A 16686-nucleotide genomic window follows, 5' to 3' on the forward strand; every position below is an offset into this window, starting at 1 on the left:
GCCGACAGGTTCGAGCGATCCCAGTCGAAGAACACCATGAACGACGGCGGCGCAACCACCGGCGGCGGCGGCGGCGGAGCGGCCGGCGGCGCGTTGAACTTGTAGGTCACGCCGGCCAGCGCCAGGATGTTGTTGTTCTGGAAGCTGACATTGCCGAATGGCGTGTTCACGCTCGGATTGGTCGTGCCGACGTAACGGCCTTCGATCAGGAAGCGGAGCTGCTCGCTTACGTTGTAGGCGACGCCGACCATACCCTGATAGGCGAACTGCGTGCTGCCCAGCGAGGAGTTGCTGTCGACGAACGCGACACCCGCGCCGGCGCCGATATAAGGCGTGATGACCGAGGTCGGCATGAAGTCGTACAGCAGGTTCGCCATCACGCTGAGCTGACCAACCTTGCCGTTGATCGCCGTGCCCGGAATGTTGGCCGAAGTCGGGATCTGCCCGTAGCCGGCCTCGAGTTCTACGCGCGGACCGACGAAGTCGTAACCGGCCTTGCCGCCAACCGACCAACCGGTCCATGTCTGGGTATTGGAATTGGACCCGATGAACCAAGCGGCACCGCCGCCTGCGCCGATGTAGAAACCCTCTTGGGCGTTGATCGTCTGGGCACCAGCAACGTTCGGCAGCAATAGTCCCAGACCCAGCAGAGCCAAACCAGCTTTCTTCATAATTCTCCCCACGCTCAAGTGAATTTTAGCGGGCTATTGTTGTAACCATACCACAAGTACCACGCTCAACTCATGGAACAGTTTTGTTATCGCACAACCAGTCTCTCACTGTGGCCTCCAGGCAACACTCCTAAAGGCAGTTTGCCTCCTTAGCTTCGAATGCCACTTCGCTCCACGGCGCTGTAGAATTTTCCACCGAGTACGGCCGCGATCTCTCCTCTGCTTCCTGCGGCGCATTCCTGGATGCCAAGATCGTTCAACAAGGCGGCCAGGCTGTCGTCCGTTGTCGTCGGGCCGCAGCGCGGCAGATTGGGAACGGCGCCGAGGCCTCTGGCCACCAGCCGGTACTGTCCAGCATAGGGTGGAAGATCCGGAATGAGCAGGATATCGAGCACGTCACGGTCATCGGGGGCGGCGGCTCCCGCGACGCCCAATCTCCCGAAGTTCAGTCTCTTGCGACGTGGATCGGCGCGAATTCTCGCAACGTCGAGCGCCCTCCTCACAGGCCGAAGTGGATCTCTATGGATGAAGTTCCCCACCGTGCCAGCGTAGCCGGGGTGGAGCGTCTCGATGGTTGCTTGCGCAGCCTCCACCAGAGCGTCCCGCTCCTTGCCGAATGAAGTGCCGCCACGATGCCAGACGAAGAGGCCGGTCGCCGCCACGTGGCGCCACCCTGCCGCCGCCGCCCGGAGGCAGAAGTCATTCTCCTCGCCGTAGCCGCGCCCGAATCGCTCTTGGTCGAAGGCGCCGACCTGATCGAGACAGGCTCGGCTCACTGCCATGCAAAAGCCGACACCGGTTGGAATTTCCACGATGGGCATGGCCGTCGACGCACAGAGGCGGTCCCATTGCGCGACGCCGGCATCCGCCGGCAGGCGATTTTCGCAGAGCGTGGCCGGATAGCTCAGGATCGTCGCGGCATTGGAGAGAGGCGTCGCCGTCGCCGTCCTCGGCGTCCGCAGCGCCGCCAATAACCGATCGAGCCAGTCGCCGAACACCCGGGTATCCGAATTCAACAGGACGACGTCGCGACCGGGATGAAGCGCAATGCCGCGATTCACGGCCCCGACGAAGCCGATATTGCGCTCGTTTTCCATCAAGGTGATCAAGCCGCCTTCGGCCAATGCCTGCAATTCACTCCGCAACAGCGGGTCTCGCGAGGCGTCGTCCACGACCACCAGTTCGAAGGCCTCCCTCGTCACGGCCCCGAGCACACTGTCGATCGCCTGAAGCGCCAACGCCCGGCCGCCATAAACCGGCACGACGACATCGACCGTGGCGCGCGCGGTGTCCGGACGCCGGTGGCCCAGCAGGCGCCGGATATCGGGCATCGGAGGATCCGCCGGAGCAGCGGCGCCTCGCCCCTCTTCTCGGCCAAACCTCAGCCAATGGGCGAACGGCTCGTAGCCGGCCAGGGCGACATCCGGATTGTTCCGGCGATAGTCGAGGGGCGAGAAGCCTGGAACGGGAGACCAACCGCGCCCCGATCCGACCACCAGGTAGTGGAACGCCGCGGCGTCCGGCGACGAGAACGAACGGCCCGCCGAACGCGCATAGTGCGCGACATCGACGGTCCCCGGCGCAAGGCCGTGCTGGCGGCAGATGGCGCGCGTCCATCCCGGCAGCATTCGCGCCGTGGCCACCGCCGCGCCGCCACCATGGCGCAGTACACGAAGCAGCAGATCGCCGGCCCTCCTTGGCGATCGCCGCTCTCTCACCCGATCACCCACCGGTCGCGCAATTCCAGGAGCGCCGCCAGAAGCCTGTCGGTATCCGCCGCCAGTTCCCTTGGCAGCACGTGGCCTCGGCCGAGCCGACGCAGGCGTGCAGCCGGCGCACCGATGTCGAACGCGATGACGGGCAGCCCCTGCTTCAGTGCAGCCGTCAGCACGAACGACCAGGTTTCCGGCCAAATGGCCGGCAGGAAGACCGCATGCGGGGCGGCTTCGACGAGCAGGCGTCCCAGATCGTCCGACAGAAAGGGGCCTCCGACCGTGACACTTTGGGGCAGCGGTTCCGATGCGGGGCCCACGACCGACAGCAGCAGAGGCGCGCCGGCCTGCCCTGCCACATCAGCAAGGGCCTGCACGACGCGGAGGCCCTTGCTGACATTCAAGGAGCCCAAAGTGACGATGCGCAGGGGCTCGGTCGCGAGAACCCGTGGCGTATGTTCGGGCGGAACATCCGCGTCGCTCTCCGGCTCCCATACCGCGATCGGCTTGGACAGGTAGCGCCGCATCCGCGCGGCGACATCGTCGCTCGGTGCCACGATGCGCTCTGCGCCGCCAAGGAACGCCAGATGGTCACGTCGCCAGGAGAGCGGATCGAATTCCCGCATCTCGGCACCGTATTCCACGACACACTGAACGCAAGTTTCGGGCGGCGCCACGTCGCAAAATGCGCCGGTGCCGGTAACCAGGTCGATTCGCGGACACAACATGTAATAGTCATGCAGGACGACGTCATAGGGTACGCCCAGCCGCGCGCCTAGATCACGCACCCATGCCATCATATCCAGCGGACGATCGATGAGGTGATTTACCACGAGCCTCGTCACGCGACGCCGGCGGGCAAAATCGACAAGCTTATCGCGACCGGATGAGAGATCGAACGTTCGGTCGCCGATGACGACGAGAGTCGGCGCGTTCAGGATCGTTCTGGCACGGAGAACATTACGACCCGTGTCCTCGATATCCCGCTCATAGAGATCGAGGAAATGGCTGCTCCCGCCGCCGCGCCCGTGATGGAACACAAGCACGGCCTCGGCGCGTTCGCGCCACGGCGGACGATCGGCCCGGGCCTCCACCTCGTTGCGTGGAGATTTCTGCGCGTGCGGCTTCTCGAGATAATGGAACAGGGGATCCATTCCCGGCGGCCGCTGCAGGTTTTGCCGCCGATAGAACGCGGGATCGAAACCGGGGGCCGGCGCGCGGCGGGTCCGCCAGCCCAGAAGCGCGTAGTGGAGCAAGGGAGCCCGCGCAACACGCCGGCGCTGCGCCTCGTCGTCGAACTGACGGAGGTAGAAATCCCGGTCGAAACCGCGTTCGAGCACCGCCAGCCGCGGTGCCATGACATGAAGCACCGCAGGGCAGAGCACGCCGCCGAGCACGCGCCCGAGCACCATGCCCTCGACGAACAGGGTGACAAGCCCTGCGAATACCGCTTTGATCGCGACATCGGCCGCGAGTCGGACCCGTCCGGTCTGTCGTGGGTATGGTTTGTATCGCGAGGGCGTGCGGAGGCGCATCGCGCTAGTGATCGAGACGTGTGCGCCGCGCCGTGAGTGACAGCGCCGGATGGAAGAAAGGATCGTCGAGGACGGCATCCTTCCAGCTCTCCAGGAAGTGCCGTCTCTCCTTCGCATAGCGCTTCGCTACATTCGATCTGCCTCGTGTCGCGGACTCGTGATGCTTCAATACCGCGTAGGGCGTGAAGACCGTCTTCCATCCGCGCTGCCTCAATCGCAGACAAAGATCGACGTCGCCGAGTTCGATCGGATATCTCTTCGCGTCGAAGCCGCCGATCGCATCGAATTTGCCCTTCTCGACAGCCAGGCAGGCTCCCGTGACGGCCGAAACCTCGTGCGGGACGGTGAAGCGGTCGAGATATCCCCGGTGCTCGGGCCCTGCGCCATTGTCGATATGAGCTGCATAGCCGCCCAGGCCAAGCACGAGCCCGGCGTGCTGCAGGCGCCCGGACGGATAAACGAGCTTGGGCCCCACCGCACCGACATCGGGCCGCACTGCCCAGCTCACGAGAGTCGCCAGCCAATCCGGCTGCATCGCCGCCGTATCGTTGTTGAGGAAGACGAGAACCTGTCCTTCGGCAAGTTCTGCGGCTCGATTGCAAAGAGCTGAAAAGTTGAATGGCCCCGCCACATCGACGACCCGAGCCCATGAGTGCATGCGCACGCGCTCGAACAGATCGTGTGTGGCCGGCTCCTTGCTGCCGTTATCGACAATCACCAGATCGAAGTTGCGGGGCTCGGTCTTCTCGAGGCCCGCCAGGCACGCCGCCAGCAGGTCGGCACGGTCGCGGGTTGGAACGATCAGCGTGGCTGTGGCCCGTTCCATGGTCGGCCTGGCCACGATGACCGGAGTGCCCGTCTCCGCCGGCTTCCACGGTTTCGTGAGCAGAAGGCGGCGTATATGCCCCACGGGGCCGGCTTCCGCGGCAAAGAGCGCGTTCCACGCGGAGGGCCGCAACAACGCCGCCAAAGGCCGATCGGCATGCGCCTCAAGCGCCCGGCGGCGAAAATAGACAGCGCGCCCTACATAAGGTCGTGCCTCGTGGAAGATCGGACTCCAGTCGGGCTTGAGTTCGGGCGCGACGTGCCGTCGTCTGGCATCGATCGAGTCCTCATCGGCGTAGAACATCGAGCAGTCGGGGCGACCTGCCGCGAACTCGACCAGCGCCGCCATCGCGTAGTCTGCAACGACGTCGCCGGCCACGACCGGAAGAACGATGTCGGACGCTTCGAGCCCTTCCCACAGGAGCCCGGCCCTCGCATCGGCTTCGACACGGAAGGCCTGTCGATCCCCGCGATGTGTCATCTCCGCACCGACGAGGGTCAGCGACCAATTCGGATAGGTCTGTCGTTGGAGTGAGGCGAAGGTCGTATCGAGCGCCTCGGCTGATTTCTCGTCAATGGTATGGACGATCACGCGGATGTGAGGGCCCTGACGCCAGCTGTCCCGCTGCGCTTCCAGCCCCGCCAGATCCAGATCCCGGCCGTTGAGCGCGCGCCATTCGTGATAGCGCTCGAGGGGCGTGGCGCCAAGAACGTCTTGCAGGATCCCGCTCGCATCGCCACGAAGACCCACTGCGCCCAACCCCGCCGCCAGCAGGGTCTTGCCTGCGCTCCGCCCCCGCGCGAGAGAAACGACCTCCCGGAATGACAGGACTTCGCAGGATGCGAGGTGGAAGTCGGTAGCGGCACAACCGTCCGACAATATGATATTGACCCGGCGAGTGCCCTGCGGAACCAATCCCAGCCATTCTCCGGCCCCGAAAAACGCGGCGGGCAGCGCGGCTTGCACCTCTCCCCCGTCAGCGCCGAAGCGAATTGCGAGGCGGCCGGCCGAGCAATAAAGCGACGTCTGGTATCGCAGGCGCATCCATTGGCCGGCGGGCACGTTTCCGGCAAAGACCATCTCTAGTTGCACATTATTCGCAACTGTTTGGCAGGAATCGACGGTCTTGAGGGAGGTGCTGCGTTCAACCACGATCGACGACCGAGCAAGCCCCTGAAATTGATGCCGGTTTCACAACTTTATCACTCCTTGGTGCACATATTGCATCGCACAATTTCACGGCTTTGCTTATCATACGGCTCCTGAAGTCCTCTCTGAAATGAAGACGGCCTGCCTGTCGACAGTCGCGACGCAGGAACAACACAATTTCGCGTTTTGTTTGGGTTAGTAGTTTGATGTTACTTACGTTCTTTGTAACGACATCGAGCGGGGAGAAGAATTTGATGTTGTGCGCAGGGTCGAAGACGACGTTTTGTTGCGTCGGCGAACGAGCCTTCCAATGACGCGTCGGGACGAAGTAGCGATTGTGGGTTATGCCTGCCGCCTCCCCGGCGCGCGGGACAGTGGCGGCTTTTGGAGGCTCCTGCGCCACAACCTTTGCAGTGTCAGCCAGATCACGCCCGACCGCTTCCCGACCCAGGCATACTATCACCCATCACCGGACCAGATCGGCCGCAGCTATTCTTTCGCCGCCGGCGTAATCGAAGATGTGTGGGGCTTCGACGCCACCGCCTTCGGCATGAGTCCGCGAGAGGCCGAGCAGGTCGACCCACAGCATCGTCATCTCCTCGAAGTGACCCATGACGCGCTGGCGCACGCCGGCATCCGGCCGTCGCTTCTGGCGGGCAGTCCCGTTGGCGTCTATGTGGGCGCATCCTCGGTCGACCACGCCGCGCGCTTCTTCGCTGATCCCTCCGCTGCCGGAATGCACATGATGACGGGCAACTCGCTCAGCATCATGGCCAATCGCATTTCCTACACGTTTGACCTGAAGGGTCCGAGCCTGGCAGTCGATACTGCCTGCTCGTCCTCGTTCGTCGCGCTGAATCTCGCGGCGGAAGCAATCCGCAGCGGCGCTATCGAGACGGCAATCGTTGGCGGCGTCAATCTGCTCCTGTCGCCGTTCTCCTATATCGGTTTCTCCCGCGCTTCCATGTTGTCGCCGACCGGGCTCTGCCGTCCGTTCGATGCATCGGCGGACGGCTATGTCCGCTCCGAAGGCGCGATCGTAGTGGTGCTGCGTTCCATGTCCTCGGCACTGAAATCCCGCAGCCGCATCCATGCGGTGATCGTCGGCTCCGGCGTCAACCAGGACGGCCGCACGACCGGCATGTCACTGCCCTCCGCCGAATCACAGAGGCTGCTCCTGGAACAGGTCTACGGAGACTTCCGGGTCGACCCCGCCGACCTGGGCTTCGTCGAGGCGCACGGCACCGGCACGCGGGTCGGCGATCCCATCGAGGCTGACGCGCTTGGCAAGGGCCTTGCGCAGAAGCGTACGCAGCCCCTGCCCATTGGCTCGGTAAAATCGAATGTGGGCCACCTCGAGCCGGTGTCCGGGCTGGCGGGCCTGCTGAAATCGGTCATGGCCCTCGACCGGGGTCTCGTTCCCGCGACCCTGCATCAGCGCGCGCCGAACCCCGACATTCCGTTCGACGATCTCAATCTGGAGGTGATCGCTCAGAATCGCCGCTTGCCCGACCGGCGGGGCCCGGAACTGGTCGGTGTCAATTCCTTCGGATTCGGAGGCACCAACGCGCACATCATCTTGCGCAGCGAGAAGTCCGTCGCGCATCTCGTTCAGGTCGGCAATGCCGCCGCGCCACCGCCACTGCTGTTGACGGCCCACAATGGCGAGGCCTTGACGGCCCTGGCAAGCCGCTATGTCGACGCGTGGCCCGCCACGACACGCGAAGCCACGGCCTTCATCTCGGCCGCCGCCTATCTGCGCGATGCGCTACCGCACCGCCTCGTCGTAAGGGGCAAGACGACGGACGAGATTCGGCATCATCTCGCCTCCTTCGCAAAGGGCGAGGAGGCCGCCGCGGTCCTCACCGGCCAGGCGCTGGGCATCGATCAGCCGCTCACCTTTCTCTTCTCCGGCAACGGCTCCCAATGGGCCGGCATGGGCCGCGACGCGTGGGAGAGCAATCCGGTCTTCCGCGATGCGCTCAGGGACATCGACGATCATTTCGCCAAGGCTCAGAAATGGTCGATCGTCGATACTTTGTTCGCCGATGACCTGGCGCCACGCCTGCGGCGGGCAACCTATTCGCAGCCCCTGCTTCTTGCGCTGCAAGTCGCCACTGTCCGTGCGCTCGAAGAGCGAGGCATCGTGGCGAGCGCCACCCTGGGCCACAGCGTCGGCGAGATCGCCGCGGCCTGGTGTGCCGGCGCGCTCAGCCTCGACCAGGCCATCGAAGTCGTGGTCGCCCGCAGCCGCAACCAGGAAAGCGTGCGGGGCAGCGGGGGCATGGCGGCGCTGATGCTGAGCGATCGCGAGGCTCGACGCTTTCTCAAGACCGCCGGCGCGCACAGCGTCGAGATTGCGGCCATCAACAGCTGGCGCAGCGTTACGGTCTCGGGAACCTTTGCGGATATCGACCGCGTGCTTCAGGCCGCGGCCGACATGCGGATCAGTGCACGGCGGCTCGACCTGGATTATCCATTCCACTGCGCGTTGATCGATCCCGTGCGCAGTCCGCTGTTGCACGAATTGCAGGGACTGCGCCCTCTGCCTCCCCACAAGAAGTTCGTGTCGTCGGTCACCGGCGGCGCGGTTGCTCCGGAGACGCTCGGCGCAGACCACTGGTGGCGCAACGTCCGTGAGCCCGTCCAGTTCGAGCCGGCGTTGAACGGCCTGTTGAACGACGGCATTCGCGTCTTTCTCGAAGTTGGGCCGAGACCCATTCTGGCCAGCTACGTGCGCGACGTGCTTCGCGAAGCCGGAGCGCGAGGCGTCGTCATCGAGACGCTGAGCGAGAGCGATGGGCAGTCCGCCCTCGATCCGATCGAGCGGGCAGCGTCAAAGGTTGCGCTGGCCGGTGGCAAGATCGAGATGCAGCGGTTCTTCGGCCCAGCTCCGGCTTCCGCCATCGTCCTGCCGCACTACCCCTGGCAGCATGCCCAATTCAAGGTGCCGACGACCGGCGAAGCCAGCACCACGCTGCTGCCTCATGCCCATCCTCTTCTCGGCGCGGGTCTCCGCAAGGACAGCGCCGAATGGTTTTCCACGGTCGATCCGGCTCTCTACCCCTGGATTGCCGACCACAAGGTCGGCGATGTCCCGGTGCTTCCGGCGACGGCCTATGTGGAGATCATGCTGGCCGCGGCACGTGAAACTCATCCGGAAGGAGCTCTGGAACTTCGCGACCTGGATATCCTTCGGCCGCTCGTCTTCGAGGGCAAAATCACTTTCGAGATCTCGGTGCGGTTGGCGCACGAGACGGGAGTGGTCGAATTGCTGTCGCGACAGCGCGGCGGAGGCGCCGGCGCCGACTGGACTCTCAACGCTCGCGGCATCATCGGCCGCTCGCCGATTGCCGGCAAGGCGACCCTCCCGCCGGCGACGCCGGCACATGCCATCGTCGTCCCGCAGAGCAGCGTTTATGCCTGGGCCCGCGATCTCGGCTTCGACTATGGACCGACGTTCCAGCGCGTCCGGCAGGTCGTCTTTCCCGCGCCGAAGTTCGCGGTCGCCAGTCTCCATCGGCCGGAAGCACTGGTGAACGGGGCGCGTATCATCGATCTCACGGCACTGGATGCCGCGTTCCACGCCCTGTTCGCCACGGAAGAAGCGGGCGTGGCAGACATGCCGATGAAGCGCATGCTGCCTGTCCGCTTCGGCTGCATTCGCGTGTTCCAGTCCGGCACGATCGCCACGCGCATCACCGCACGCACCCTCAGGCAGTCGCCGAGTTCGATTGTCGTCGATATCGACCTGTGGGACGAGAGCGGAACAATCGTCGCAACAGCCCAGAATGTCCGTCTCGTCGAGGCTCCCGCCGAGCTGGCCGCGGACCCCAAGTCGCTCAGCTATCGCACCGCCGCTTGGCATCTTGAGCGCGCCGGCAAGCCTTCGACGCTCGCCTCCGGGCATGTATCCGTGGAACGACCCGCGGGGAGCGCAGCCGCCCTCTCCGAAGCTTTGCTTCTGCTGGAGGCTGGAACGCTACGTGCAACATGGTCGGCACTCCAGAGTCGCCCGCCTTGCGGTTCGCAGGAGCATCAAGAGCCGGCCGATGGTGGTGATGGCGCATCGTGGGCTTCGTTCCTCCGAACTGCGCTGCTCTGGCATCTCGAAGCGAAGAACCTCGCCGTGGATCTCGACGGAGCCCGTATACTGGTTCCCTCATGTGATCTTCCCGAGATCGACTCCATTGTCAGCACGCTGCTGCTTCGTCACCCGACAATGGGTGCGGAAGCCGCCAGCGTCTCGCGTCTCGAGAACATCATCCGTCGCCTGAGCGACGGGGACCCGACGGCCGTGAGCGAACTCGGCTCGCCGCACTGGCGCAATCTGGGTGTGGCCTCCAATCAGATTGGCTGGCTGCGCGATGCCGTCATTCGCGACGTCGCGGCTTCTCTGTCGCGTCACGACAGTAAGTGCCTGTTGCGCCTGTTGATGATCGGCGCCGATCATTTTGCCACGGCCGTCGATCTCAGCCTGCGCTTCGCCAACGTCGAGATCACCCTGACCGACTTGGACGACGATCGCCTCGAACAGGCACGGGCCGCCATCGGCGACGGCGCCCCGCTCGTGCGCTGCCTGGCCTGGTCGCAGCTGGAGACTCTGCGTCCTGCTTCGCTGGACCTCGCCTTCGCTGTCGATGCTCTGAGCGAGGCCGCCGCCGGCAGCGACGACGGGATCACGATCATTACGAGGCTGCTGCGCCCAGACGCGCCGCTCATCGCGGGCGAGCTGGCGCCCAGCGCCTTCTGGGACATCGTTCGCGGCAGCCGGCGGCGCTGGTGGGCGCGCTCGGCGAATGCCGAGTTCCCGGTCGGTGCACTGTTGACCGACCAGGAATGGATCGACGAACTCGAAACGGCGGGCTTCAGCGCCATTTCGGTATCTCCCGCCTTCGGCGAGGCACGCGTCGGCGTGGTCGTTCATGGCCTGGCCGGCAGCAGTATCGATCGCAGCACGACGGCCGCGGTCGAACCAGCCGTCTTCTCCTGGCAGGGCACTGCGGCGGCCGATCTCCAGGCCCTCGTCGGCCATCGCGGCTCCGAGGCGACGCGACTGGACCAGGCCGCGACGACCGATCACGTACTGTCGATCTCGTCGGACGACGGCTCGGCCGACCCGGTGGGGGCCCTCGCCGGTCATCTCGACGCGATCGCCGACCGGTGCCGGCGGCTGGCGGACGCGTCGGCCCGCCTCTGGATCGTCGTCGATTTCGGCCAGGTGGATGAACTCGGCCCCCTCGAGCAGCCGCTCTGGTGTGCGCTGATGGCCGCGACGCGGGTAGCGCGCAACGAGTATCCGGGCCTCCACATTCGCTGCGTCGGCCTGGCAGGCCAACCGCGCCTCCATGTGATCAAGCGGGCTGCCGACGAGATGCTGATCCCGGGCGAGGAACGCGAAGTGTTCATCCAGGGCGACAACCGCACGGTCTTTCGCCTCGAGCGGGGAACCGCCGCTCCGCGCCCGCCACAGCCTCCGGCGAGCGACATGGCATTGCGCCTCGTGACGCGTCAGGGCTCGGGCCGGGGCGCGCTCGGCTGGATTCCGGAACCGCGCCGGGCACCGGAGGCTGGCGAGGTCGAAATCGAGGTCGCGACCACCGGCCTCAACTTCCGCGACGTGATGTGGAACCTGCGCCTTCTGCCGGAAGAGGCCCTGGAAGACGGTTACGCCGGTCCCGGTCTCGGAATGGAGTGCGCCGGCACGGTGGTCCGCACGGGGCCTGACGTCGAAGGTCTGGTGGTCGGCGATCGTGTCCTCGCCTTTGCGCCTGGCGCCTTCGCCAGCCACCTCGTTGTGAAGACTTTCGCGGTGAGCAAGTTGCCGAGCCAGCTGTCGTTCGAGGACGCCACGACGCTGCCGGTCGCATTCCTCACCGCCTATTACTCCCTTGTGCATCTTGCCCGCCTTGAAGCCGGCGAAATCGTCCTGATCCATGGCGGCGCCGGCGCCGTGGGGCTGGCCGCCATGCAGATCGCCAAGCATCGCGGCGCGACCGTCATCGCGACGGCCGGCAGCGGTGAGAAGCGCGCCCTCCTGCGTAGCCTCGGCGCCGACTTCGTCTGCAACTCCCGCACCCTCGCCTTCGCCGAAGACGTGATGAGTTTCACGAATGGCAAGGGCGTCGACGTTGTCCTCAACTCGCTGGCCGGCGAGGCGATGATCCGTTCGATGGATTGCCTCAAGCCGTTCGGTCGCTTCATCGAGCTGGGCAAGCGCGACTTCTACGCCAATACCCATCTCGGATTGCGGCCATTGCGCCGCAATCTGAGCTACTTCGGCGTCGACATCGACCAGCTCATCGGCGCCCACAAGGCATTGTCCCAGCAGCTGTTCAGGGACGTGATCGGCTTCTTCGCCGAGGGTGAATTCTCGCCGCTTCCGCATCGTGTCTTCGACGGAGCGCATATCCCCGAAGCGTTCCGGCTGATGCAGCGCGCCGGCCATATCGGGAAGATCGTCGTGACGCCGGCCCGGCAGGCCAGCGTCTCGGAGGCGTCCGTCAACACCTTCCCGGTCGACGCCGAGGGTTGGCACGTCGTGATTGGCGGCACCAGCGGGTTCGGCTTCGCGGCTGCGGAATGGCTGGCCGATCGGAATGCCCGCTACATCGCGCTGATCAGCCGCTCGGGTCTTCTGTCCGACTCCGTCGCTACCCAGGTCGATGTGTTGCGCGAAAAGGGCGTGGCCGTAGAGGTAGCGGCCGTAGACGTAACGGACGCCGGCGCCCTCGACCGCTTCATCGATCAACTCGGCAGCGACCGCCCGATCAAGGGCATCGTGCATGCGGCCATGGTCCTCGACGACAGATTGATCCAGGGCATCGACCGCGAGTCGATCGAAACGGTCCTGCAACCCAAGGCCACAGGCGCCTTGCACCTCGAGAAACTCGCCGGAAGGTTGGCGCTCGACTACCTCCTGCTCTTCTCGTCGGCCACGACGCTGTTCGGCAATCCGGGACAGTTCAACTATGTCGCGGGAAACGCCTATATCGAAGGCATCGCCCGTCGCCTGCGCGCAAAGGGGCTTCCCGCGCTCGCCGTTGCCTGGGGGGCGATCGAGGATGCCGGCTATCTCGCTCGGCATATCGAGGCCAACGCGGGCCTTAAGCGGCGTTTTGGCTCCACGTTGATGCCCTCCCGCATGGCGCTGAACGGGCTGGACTGGGCCTTCGACCGCGAAGGAAACCAGCTTGCCGACGTCTGTGCGATCGCCAGGATCGACTGGGCCATGGCCAAGCGGGAGCTCGCGGCGGTACGGGCCCCGACTTTCAACGCCGTCGATACCGGCGCCGTGTCGCGGCAGGCCGGCCAGGCGGCCATCACTCTCGAGCGGTTGCGCGCCATGCCACCGGAAGAAGCGACGGAGGCCCTGCTCGACATCGTCGTGGAGGAAATCGCACGCGTTCTCCGCCTGCCTCCCAAGGAGGTGGATCGGCATCGACCGCTGGCCGAAATCGGCATGGATTCTCTGATGATGCTCGAGTTGCGAACGACGGTGGAGGCATCGCTCCAGATCGAGTTGCCGATGATGTCGCTGGCGAGCGGCATCACGCCGGCCGATGTGGCACGCCGCGTCACACCGCTCGTGACGGGTGAGACGACGCGCGAGGCGGTGCCGAGCACGCTGGCGACCCTATCTTCCAGTCACTTCGCGGAGCAGGCGGCCAAAGCGGATGCCTCGGAGCAGCGCGCGGCCATCAGCGCCGTGATGCATCGCGTCAAACAGATCGATGGTCCGTTATGAACCAGCCGCGATCGAACGCCGCTCAGGAGACGGTCGATCGGGTACGGCAGGCACTCGGTCAATCCGCCGCTCCCCAGGCCAGGCCGGGCCCCGGTCCGGCTCCGGGGGGCGGACGACGGGATTTCGATTTCACGACGCTCCCCGAGTACGAGATCCTGAAGATCTGGAAGGCGGTAGGCGATATCACCAGTATCGGCAACCCCTTCTATCGCCTGCACGACGGACGCGCCGGCAACACGACGTCGATCGACGGGCGAACGGTCGCGAATTTCTCCTCCTATGACTATCTCGGCCTGAACGGACATCCCGAGATCGCAGCGGCGGCCAAGGCCGCGATCGACCGGTTCGGTACATCGGTGTCGGCCAGCCGGCTCTCGGCCGGCGAAAGGCAGGTCCATCGCGATCTTGAGACGGCGCTGGCGCGCCTGAGCGGTACCGAGGACGCCATCGCCTTCGTCAGCGGCCATGGCACGAATGTGTCGGTGATCGGCGAGTTGCTGGGACCGGAAGACCTCATCGTGGCGGACGCCGTCATCCACAACAGCATCGTCGAGGGCGCCAAGCTGTCGGGCGCGAAGCGCATCCTCTGTCCGCACAACGACCTCGACGCCTTCGAACGCGCGTTGCGACTCAACCGGGCACGCTATCGACGGGCCCTGATCGTGGTCGAAGGGCTCTACGGCATGGACGGCGACGTCCCGGACCTTGCCGGCCTGATCAAGCTCAAGCGCCGGTACAACGCCTGGCTCATGGTCGACGAGGCGCACGCGACCGGCGCGCTCGGCCACACCGGTCGTGGTATCGCCGAGGAACAGGACATCGACCCGGCGGAAGTAGAGATCTGGATGGGCACGCTCAGCAAGACGCTGGCGGCTGCCGGCGGCTATATCGCGGGAAGCCGCGCCCTCATCGAACTGATCAAGTACACGTCGCCCGGTTTCGTCTTCAGCGTCGGCCTTTCGCCGCCGGTGGCGGCGGCGGCCACGGCCGCAGTCGACGTGATGATGCGCGAACCCTGGCGTGCCGCCGCGCTCCGCCGCAATGGGCTGGCCTTGCTCGCGAAGGCGAGGTCGCGCGGCCTCGACACTGGACTGAGCATCGGCGCGTCGGTCGTTCCGGTCATCGTGGGCAACTCACCGCAAACGGTGATGCTGTCCGAACGCCTGCTGGAACGTGGCTTCAACGTCGTGCCGGCGGTTTTCCCTGGTGTTGCCGAGAACCAGGCGCGGCTCCGGTTCTTCGTCACGTCGGAGCATACGCCCGAGCAGATCGACACGGTGATCGACGCCGTGGCAGAGGAGCTACCGAAGATTCGCAGCGGCTCTTCATTCGTCAGCACCATCGCCGGTCGCTGATCCGACATGGACTTCAGGACGATCGTCATCACCGGCGCGTCCAGCGGGATCGGCGCCGCTCTCGCCCGATCGCTCGCCGCACCGGGCCGCACGCTCGCCTTGCTGGGCCGCAATGCCGGGCGCCTCGAAGCGGTGGCGGCCGCCTGTCGGGCAAAGGGCGCGACGTGCATGATCGCCAGCCTCGACGTTTCCGACACCGATGCGCTCCAGGCCTTCCTCATGGAAGTCGGCCGGGAGACGGCCATCGACCTGCTCATCGCCAATGCCGGTATCCTGGACGGGCGATCGGCGGGCGAGGCCGTGGAGCGCGGCAGCGTTGCGCGCCGGGTGCTCGAAACCAATCTCCTGGCGACGCTCGATGTCGTCCATCTCGTGCTGCCCGCCATGCAGAGGAACGGGCGCGGCAGCATCGTCCTCGTGGCCTCGCTTGCCTCCCTGGTACCGCTGCCCGACGCTCCCGCCTACTCGGCCTCCAAGGCGGGCCTGTTGTCCTACGGACTCGCGCTGCGTGATGCCGTCGCCGCTGAGGGAATCAGGGTCGTCGTCGCCTGCCCCGGCTTCGTCGCCACCGCGATGGCGGACCGGCATCTCGGGCCTCGTCCCGGCGAGATCTCGGCCGACGACGCGGCGTCGCGGATTCTCACCGGCCTGCGACGCAATCGGGGCATGGTCGGCTTTCCCTTCGTCCCGTTCTGGCTCTCGCGCCTCAGCCTGCTCGTGCCGGAGGCGATCCGCCGCCGTGGCATGAAGAACACCCGCTTCCACGTGGGTCCGTAGGAGGACTGTCGCCGGGGCAACCGTCGACCGTGGCTGCCATCAGTGGCTCGACCTTTTCGCGCCGCTTCACCCCGAGAGTGCTTCATCGAGCGAAAGGCGCCTCTCGATAGCTCAGCTCTCGACGGCCTGCCGGCTCAGTACGGCCATTGCGAAGCAATGCTCGCCGGTCTGCCATCGGCGGTAGCGCTCGCTCCCCTCGACGCTCAGCATCTCACGCACGCGGCGGCGCAAAAAGGGCGGCACCCAGGCGACGGCGCGCGCGGCGCGGGGGCTTCGCTCGCGGAGCGATCGTCTGGCGCCTTCCGAGACATCACGAAGTGTGTCGACGGCCAGTCCCCCTAACCGCGCCAGGCGCTGGAAGCGCGCCCTGGCGTCGGCAAAGGTTGGCGACGAGTCAGCCAGGAGAAGTCGTCCAGAGAGTTTCAGGACCCGTATCGCCTCGCTCATGAACTCGGCTTCGGGGAAGTAGTTCAATGCGTCGACACAGACGAGGCAGTCGAAACGCCGGTCCTCGAACGGCAAGCGGGTCGCGTCGCTTTGCCGCAGATCGATGCCGAGCCGCCGGCCCCGCCAGGCAGCGACGGCGGATGCGTCGACGCCGATGGCGGAGCGCGGGCGGTACCGTCTCGATAGGTAGAGCAACCCGCCGCCGCACCCCGCTGCGACCTCGATCACGGCACTGCGCCGCCACGCTTCGGCGTCGAGTCCCGCGAGGGAAAACAGCTCGGCATAGAGTTGGAGCTGGAAGGCGTCGCCGGCCAGCGCAGGATCCGTAAGGATCTCAGCATCAACCGGAGCCAAGCCGACATTGAACGTCGTCGCCTGCCGGCTGCCCGGCCAAGCATATACCATCTCGTAGACAAGGCGGCGAGCCCAGGGGCTCTGCGGTATCAACGAAGTCAAACCAAGCCCCT

8 protein-coding genes are annotated in these 16686 nt (G+C 65.6%); 3 read left to right on the forward strand and 5 right to left on the reverse strand.

What is annotated here, in order from left to right:
* From EPO41_RS27535 to EPO41_RS27550, 4 genes are all read right to left on the reverse strand, one after another.
* The coding region (locus EPO41_RS27535) for a porin family protein (RefSeq protein WP_296332332.1) at positions 1-671 on the reverse strand (671 nt) is incomplete at its 3' end.
* Positions 672-820: 149 nt separating this feature from the next.
* Complete coding sequence (locus EPO41_RS27540; protein ID WP_296332334.1) at positions 821-2314, reverse strand: glycosyltransferase; 1494 nt, start codon at positions 2312-2314, stop codon at positions 821-823.
* Positions 2315-2385: 71 nt separating this feature from the next.
* The gene (locus EPO41_RS27545; RefSeq protein WP_296332336.1) at positions 2386-3918 is read right to left on the reverse strand and encodes a hypothetical protein; all 1533 of its coding nucleotides are present in this window, start codon (positions 3916-3918) and stop codon (positions 2386-2388) included.
* Positions 3919-3922: 4 nt separating this feature from the next.
* Complete coding sequence (locus EPO41_RS27550) at positions 3923-5896, reverse strand: glycosyltransferase family 2 protein (protein WP_296332338.1); 1974 nt, start codon at positions 5894-5896, stop codon at positions 3923-3925.
* Positions 5897-6203: 307 nt separating this feature from the next.
* On the opposite strand from EPO41_RS27550, the gene EPO41_RS27555 reads away from it, so the two are divergent.
* From EPO41_RS27555 to EPO41_RS27565, 3 genes are read left to right on the forward strand one after another with little or no spacing between them, the layout of a single operon-like run.
* On the forward strand, positions 6204-13640 hold the full coding sequence (locus EPO41_RS27555; RefSeq protein ID WP_296332340.1) for a type I polyketide synthase: 7437 nt from the start codon (positions 6204-6206) through the stop codon (positions 13638-13640).
* Positions 13637-14995 carry an aminotransferase class I/II-fold pyridoxal phosphate-dependent enzyme gene (locus EPO41_RS27560; RefSeq protein ID WP_296332341.1) on the forward strand — a complete coding sequence of 453 codons (1359 nt, stop codon included), beginning with the start codon at positions 13637-13639 and terminating at the stop codon, positions 14993-14995. The genes EPO41_RS27555 and EPO41_RS27560 overlap by 4 nt, the downstream gene beginning before the upstream one ends.
* Before the next feature lie 6 nt (positions 14996-15001).
* Entirely contained in the window at positions 15002-15772 is a 771-nt protein-coding gene (locus EPO41_RS27565; RefSeq protein ID WP_296332344.1) for an SDR family NAD(P)-dependent oxidoreductase, read from the forward strand.
* Between the two features lie 111 nt (positions 15773-15883).
* On the opposite strand, the gene EPO41_RS27570 is transcribed toward EPO41_RS27565, so the two are convergent.
* Entirely contained in the window at positions 15884-16666 is a 783-nt protein-coding gene (locus tag EPO41_RS27570; protein WP_296332345.1) for a class I SAM-dependent methyltransferase, read from the reverse strand.
* Positions 16667-16686 lie beyond the last annotated feature (20 nt).

Source organism: Reyranella sp., assembly GCF_004297265.1.
In the GTDB taxonomy this organism is placed as follows: domain Bacteria; phylum Pseudomonadota; class Alphaproteobacteria; order Reyranellales; family Reyranellaceae; genus Reyranella.

Excerpts from the sequence above, each read along its gene's own strand:
- EPO41_RS27545 (WP_296332336.1), bottom strand. The coding sequence starts at position 3,918 with ATGCGCCTCCGCACGCCCTCGCGATACAAACCATACCCACGACAGACC.
- EPO41_RS27555 (WP_296332340.1), top strand. The coding sequence starts at position 6,204 with ATGACGCGTCGGGACGAAGTAGCGATTGTGGGTTATGCCTGCCGCCTC.
- EPO41_RS27560 (WP_296332341.1), top strand. The coding sequence starts at position 13,637 with ATGAACCAGCCGCGATCGAACGCCGCTCAGGAGACGGTCGATCGGGTA.
- EPO41_RS27565 (WP_296332344.1), top strand. The coding sequence starts at position 15,002 with ATGGACTTCAGGACGATCGTCATCACCGGCGCGTCCAGCGGGATCGGC.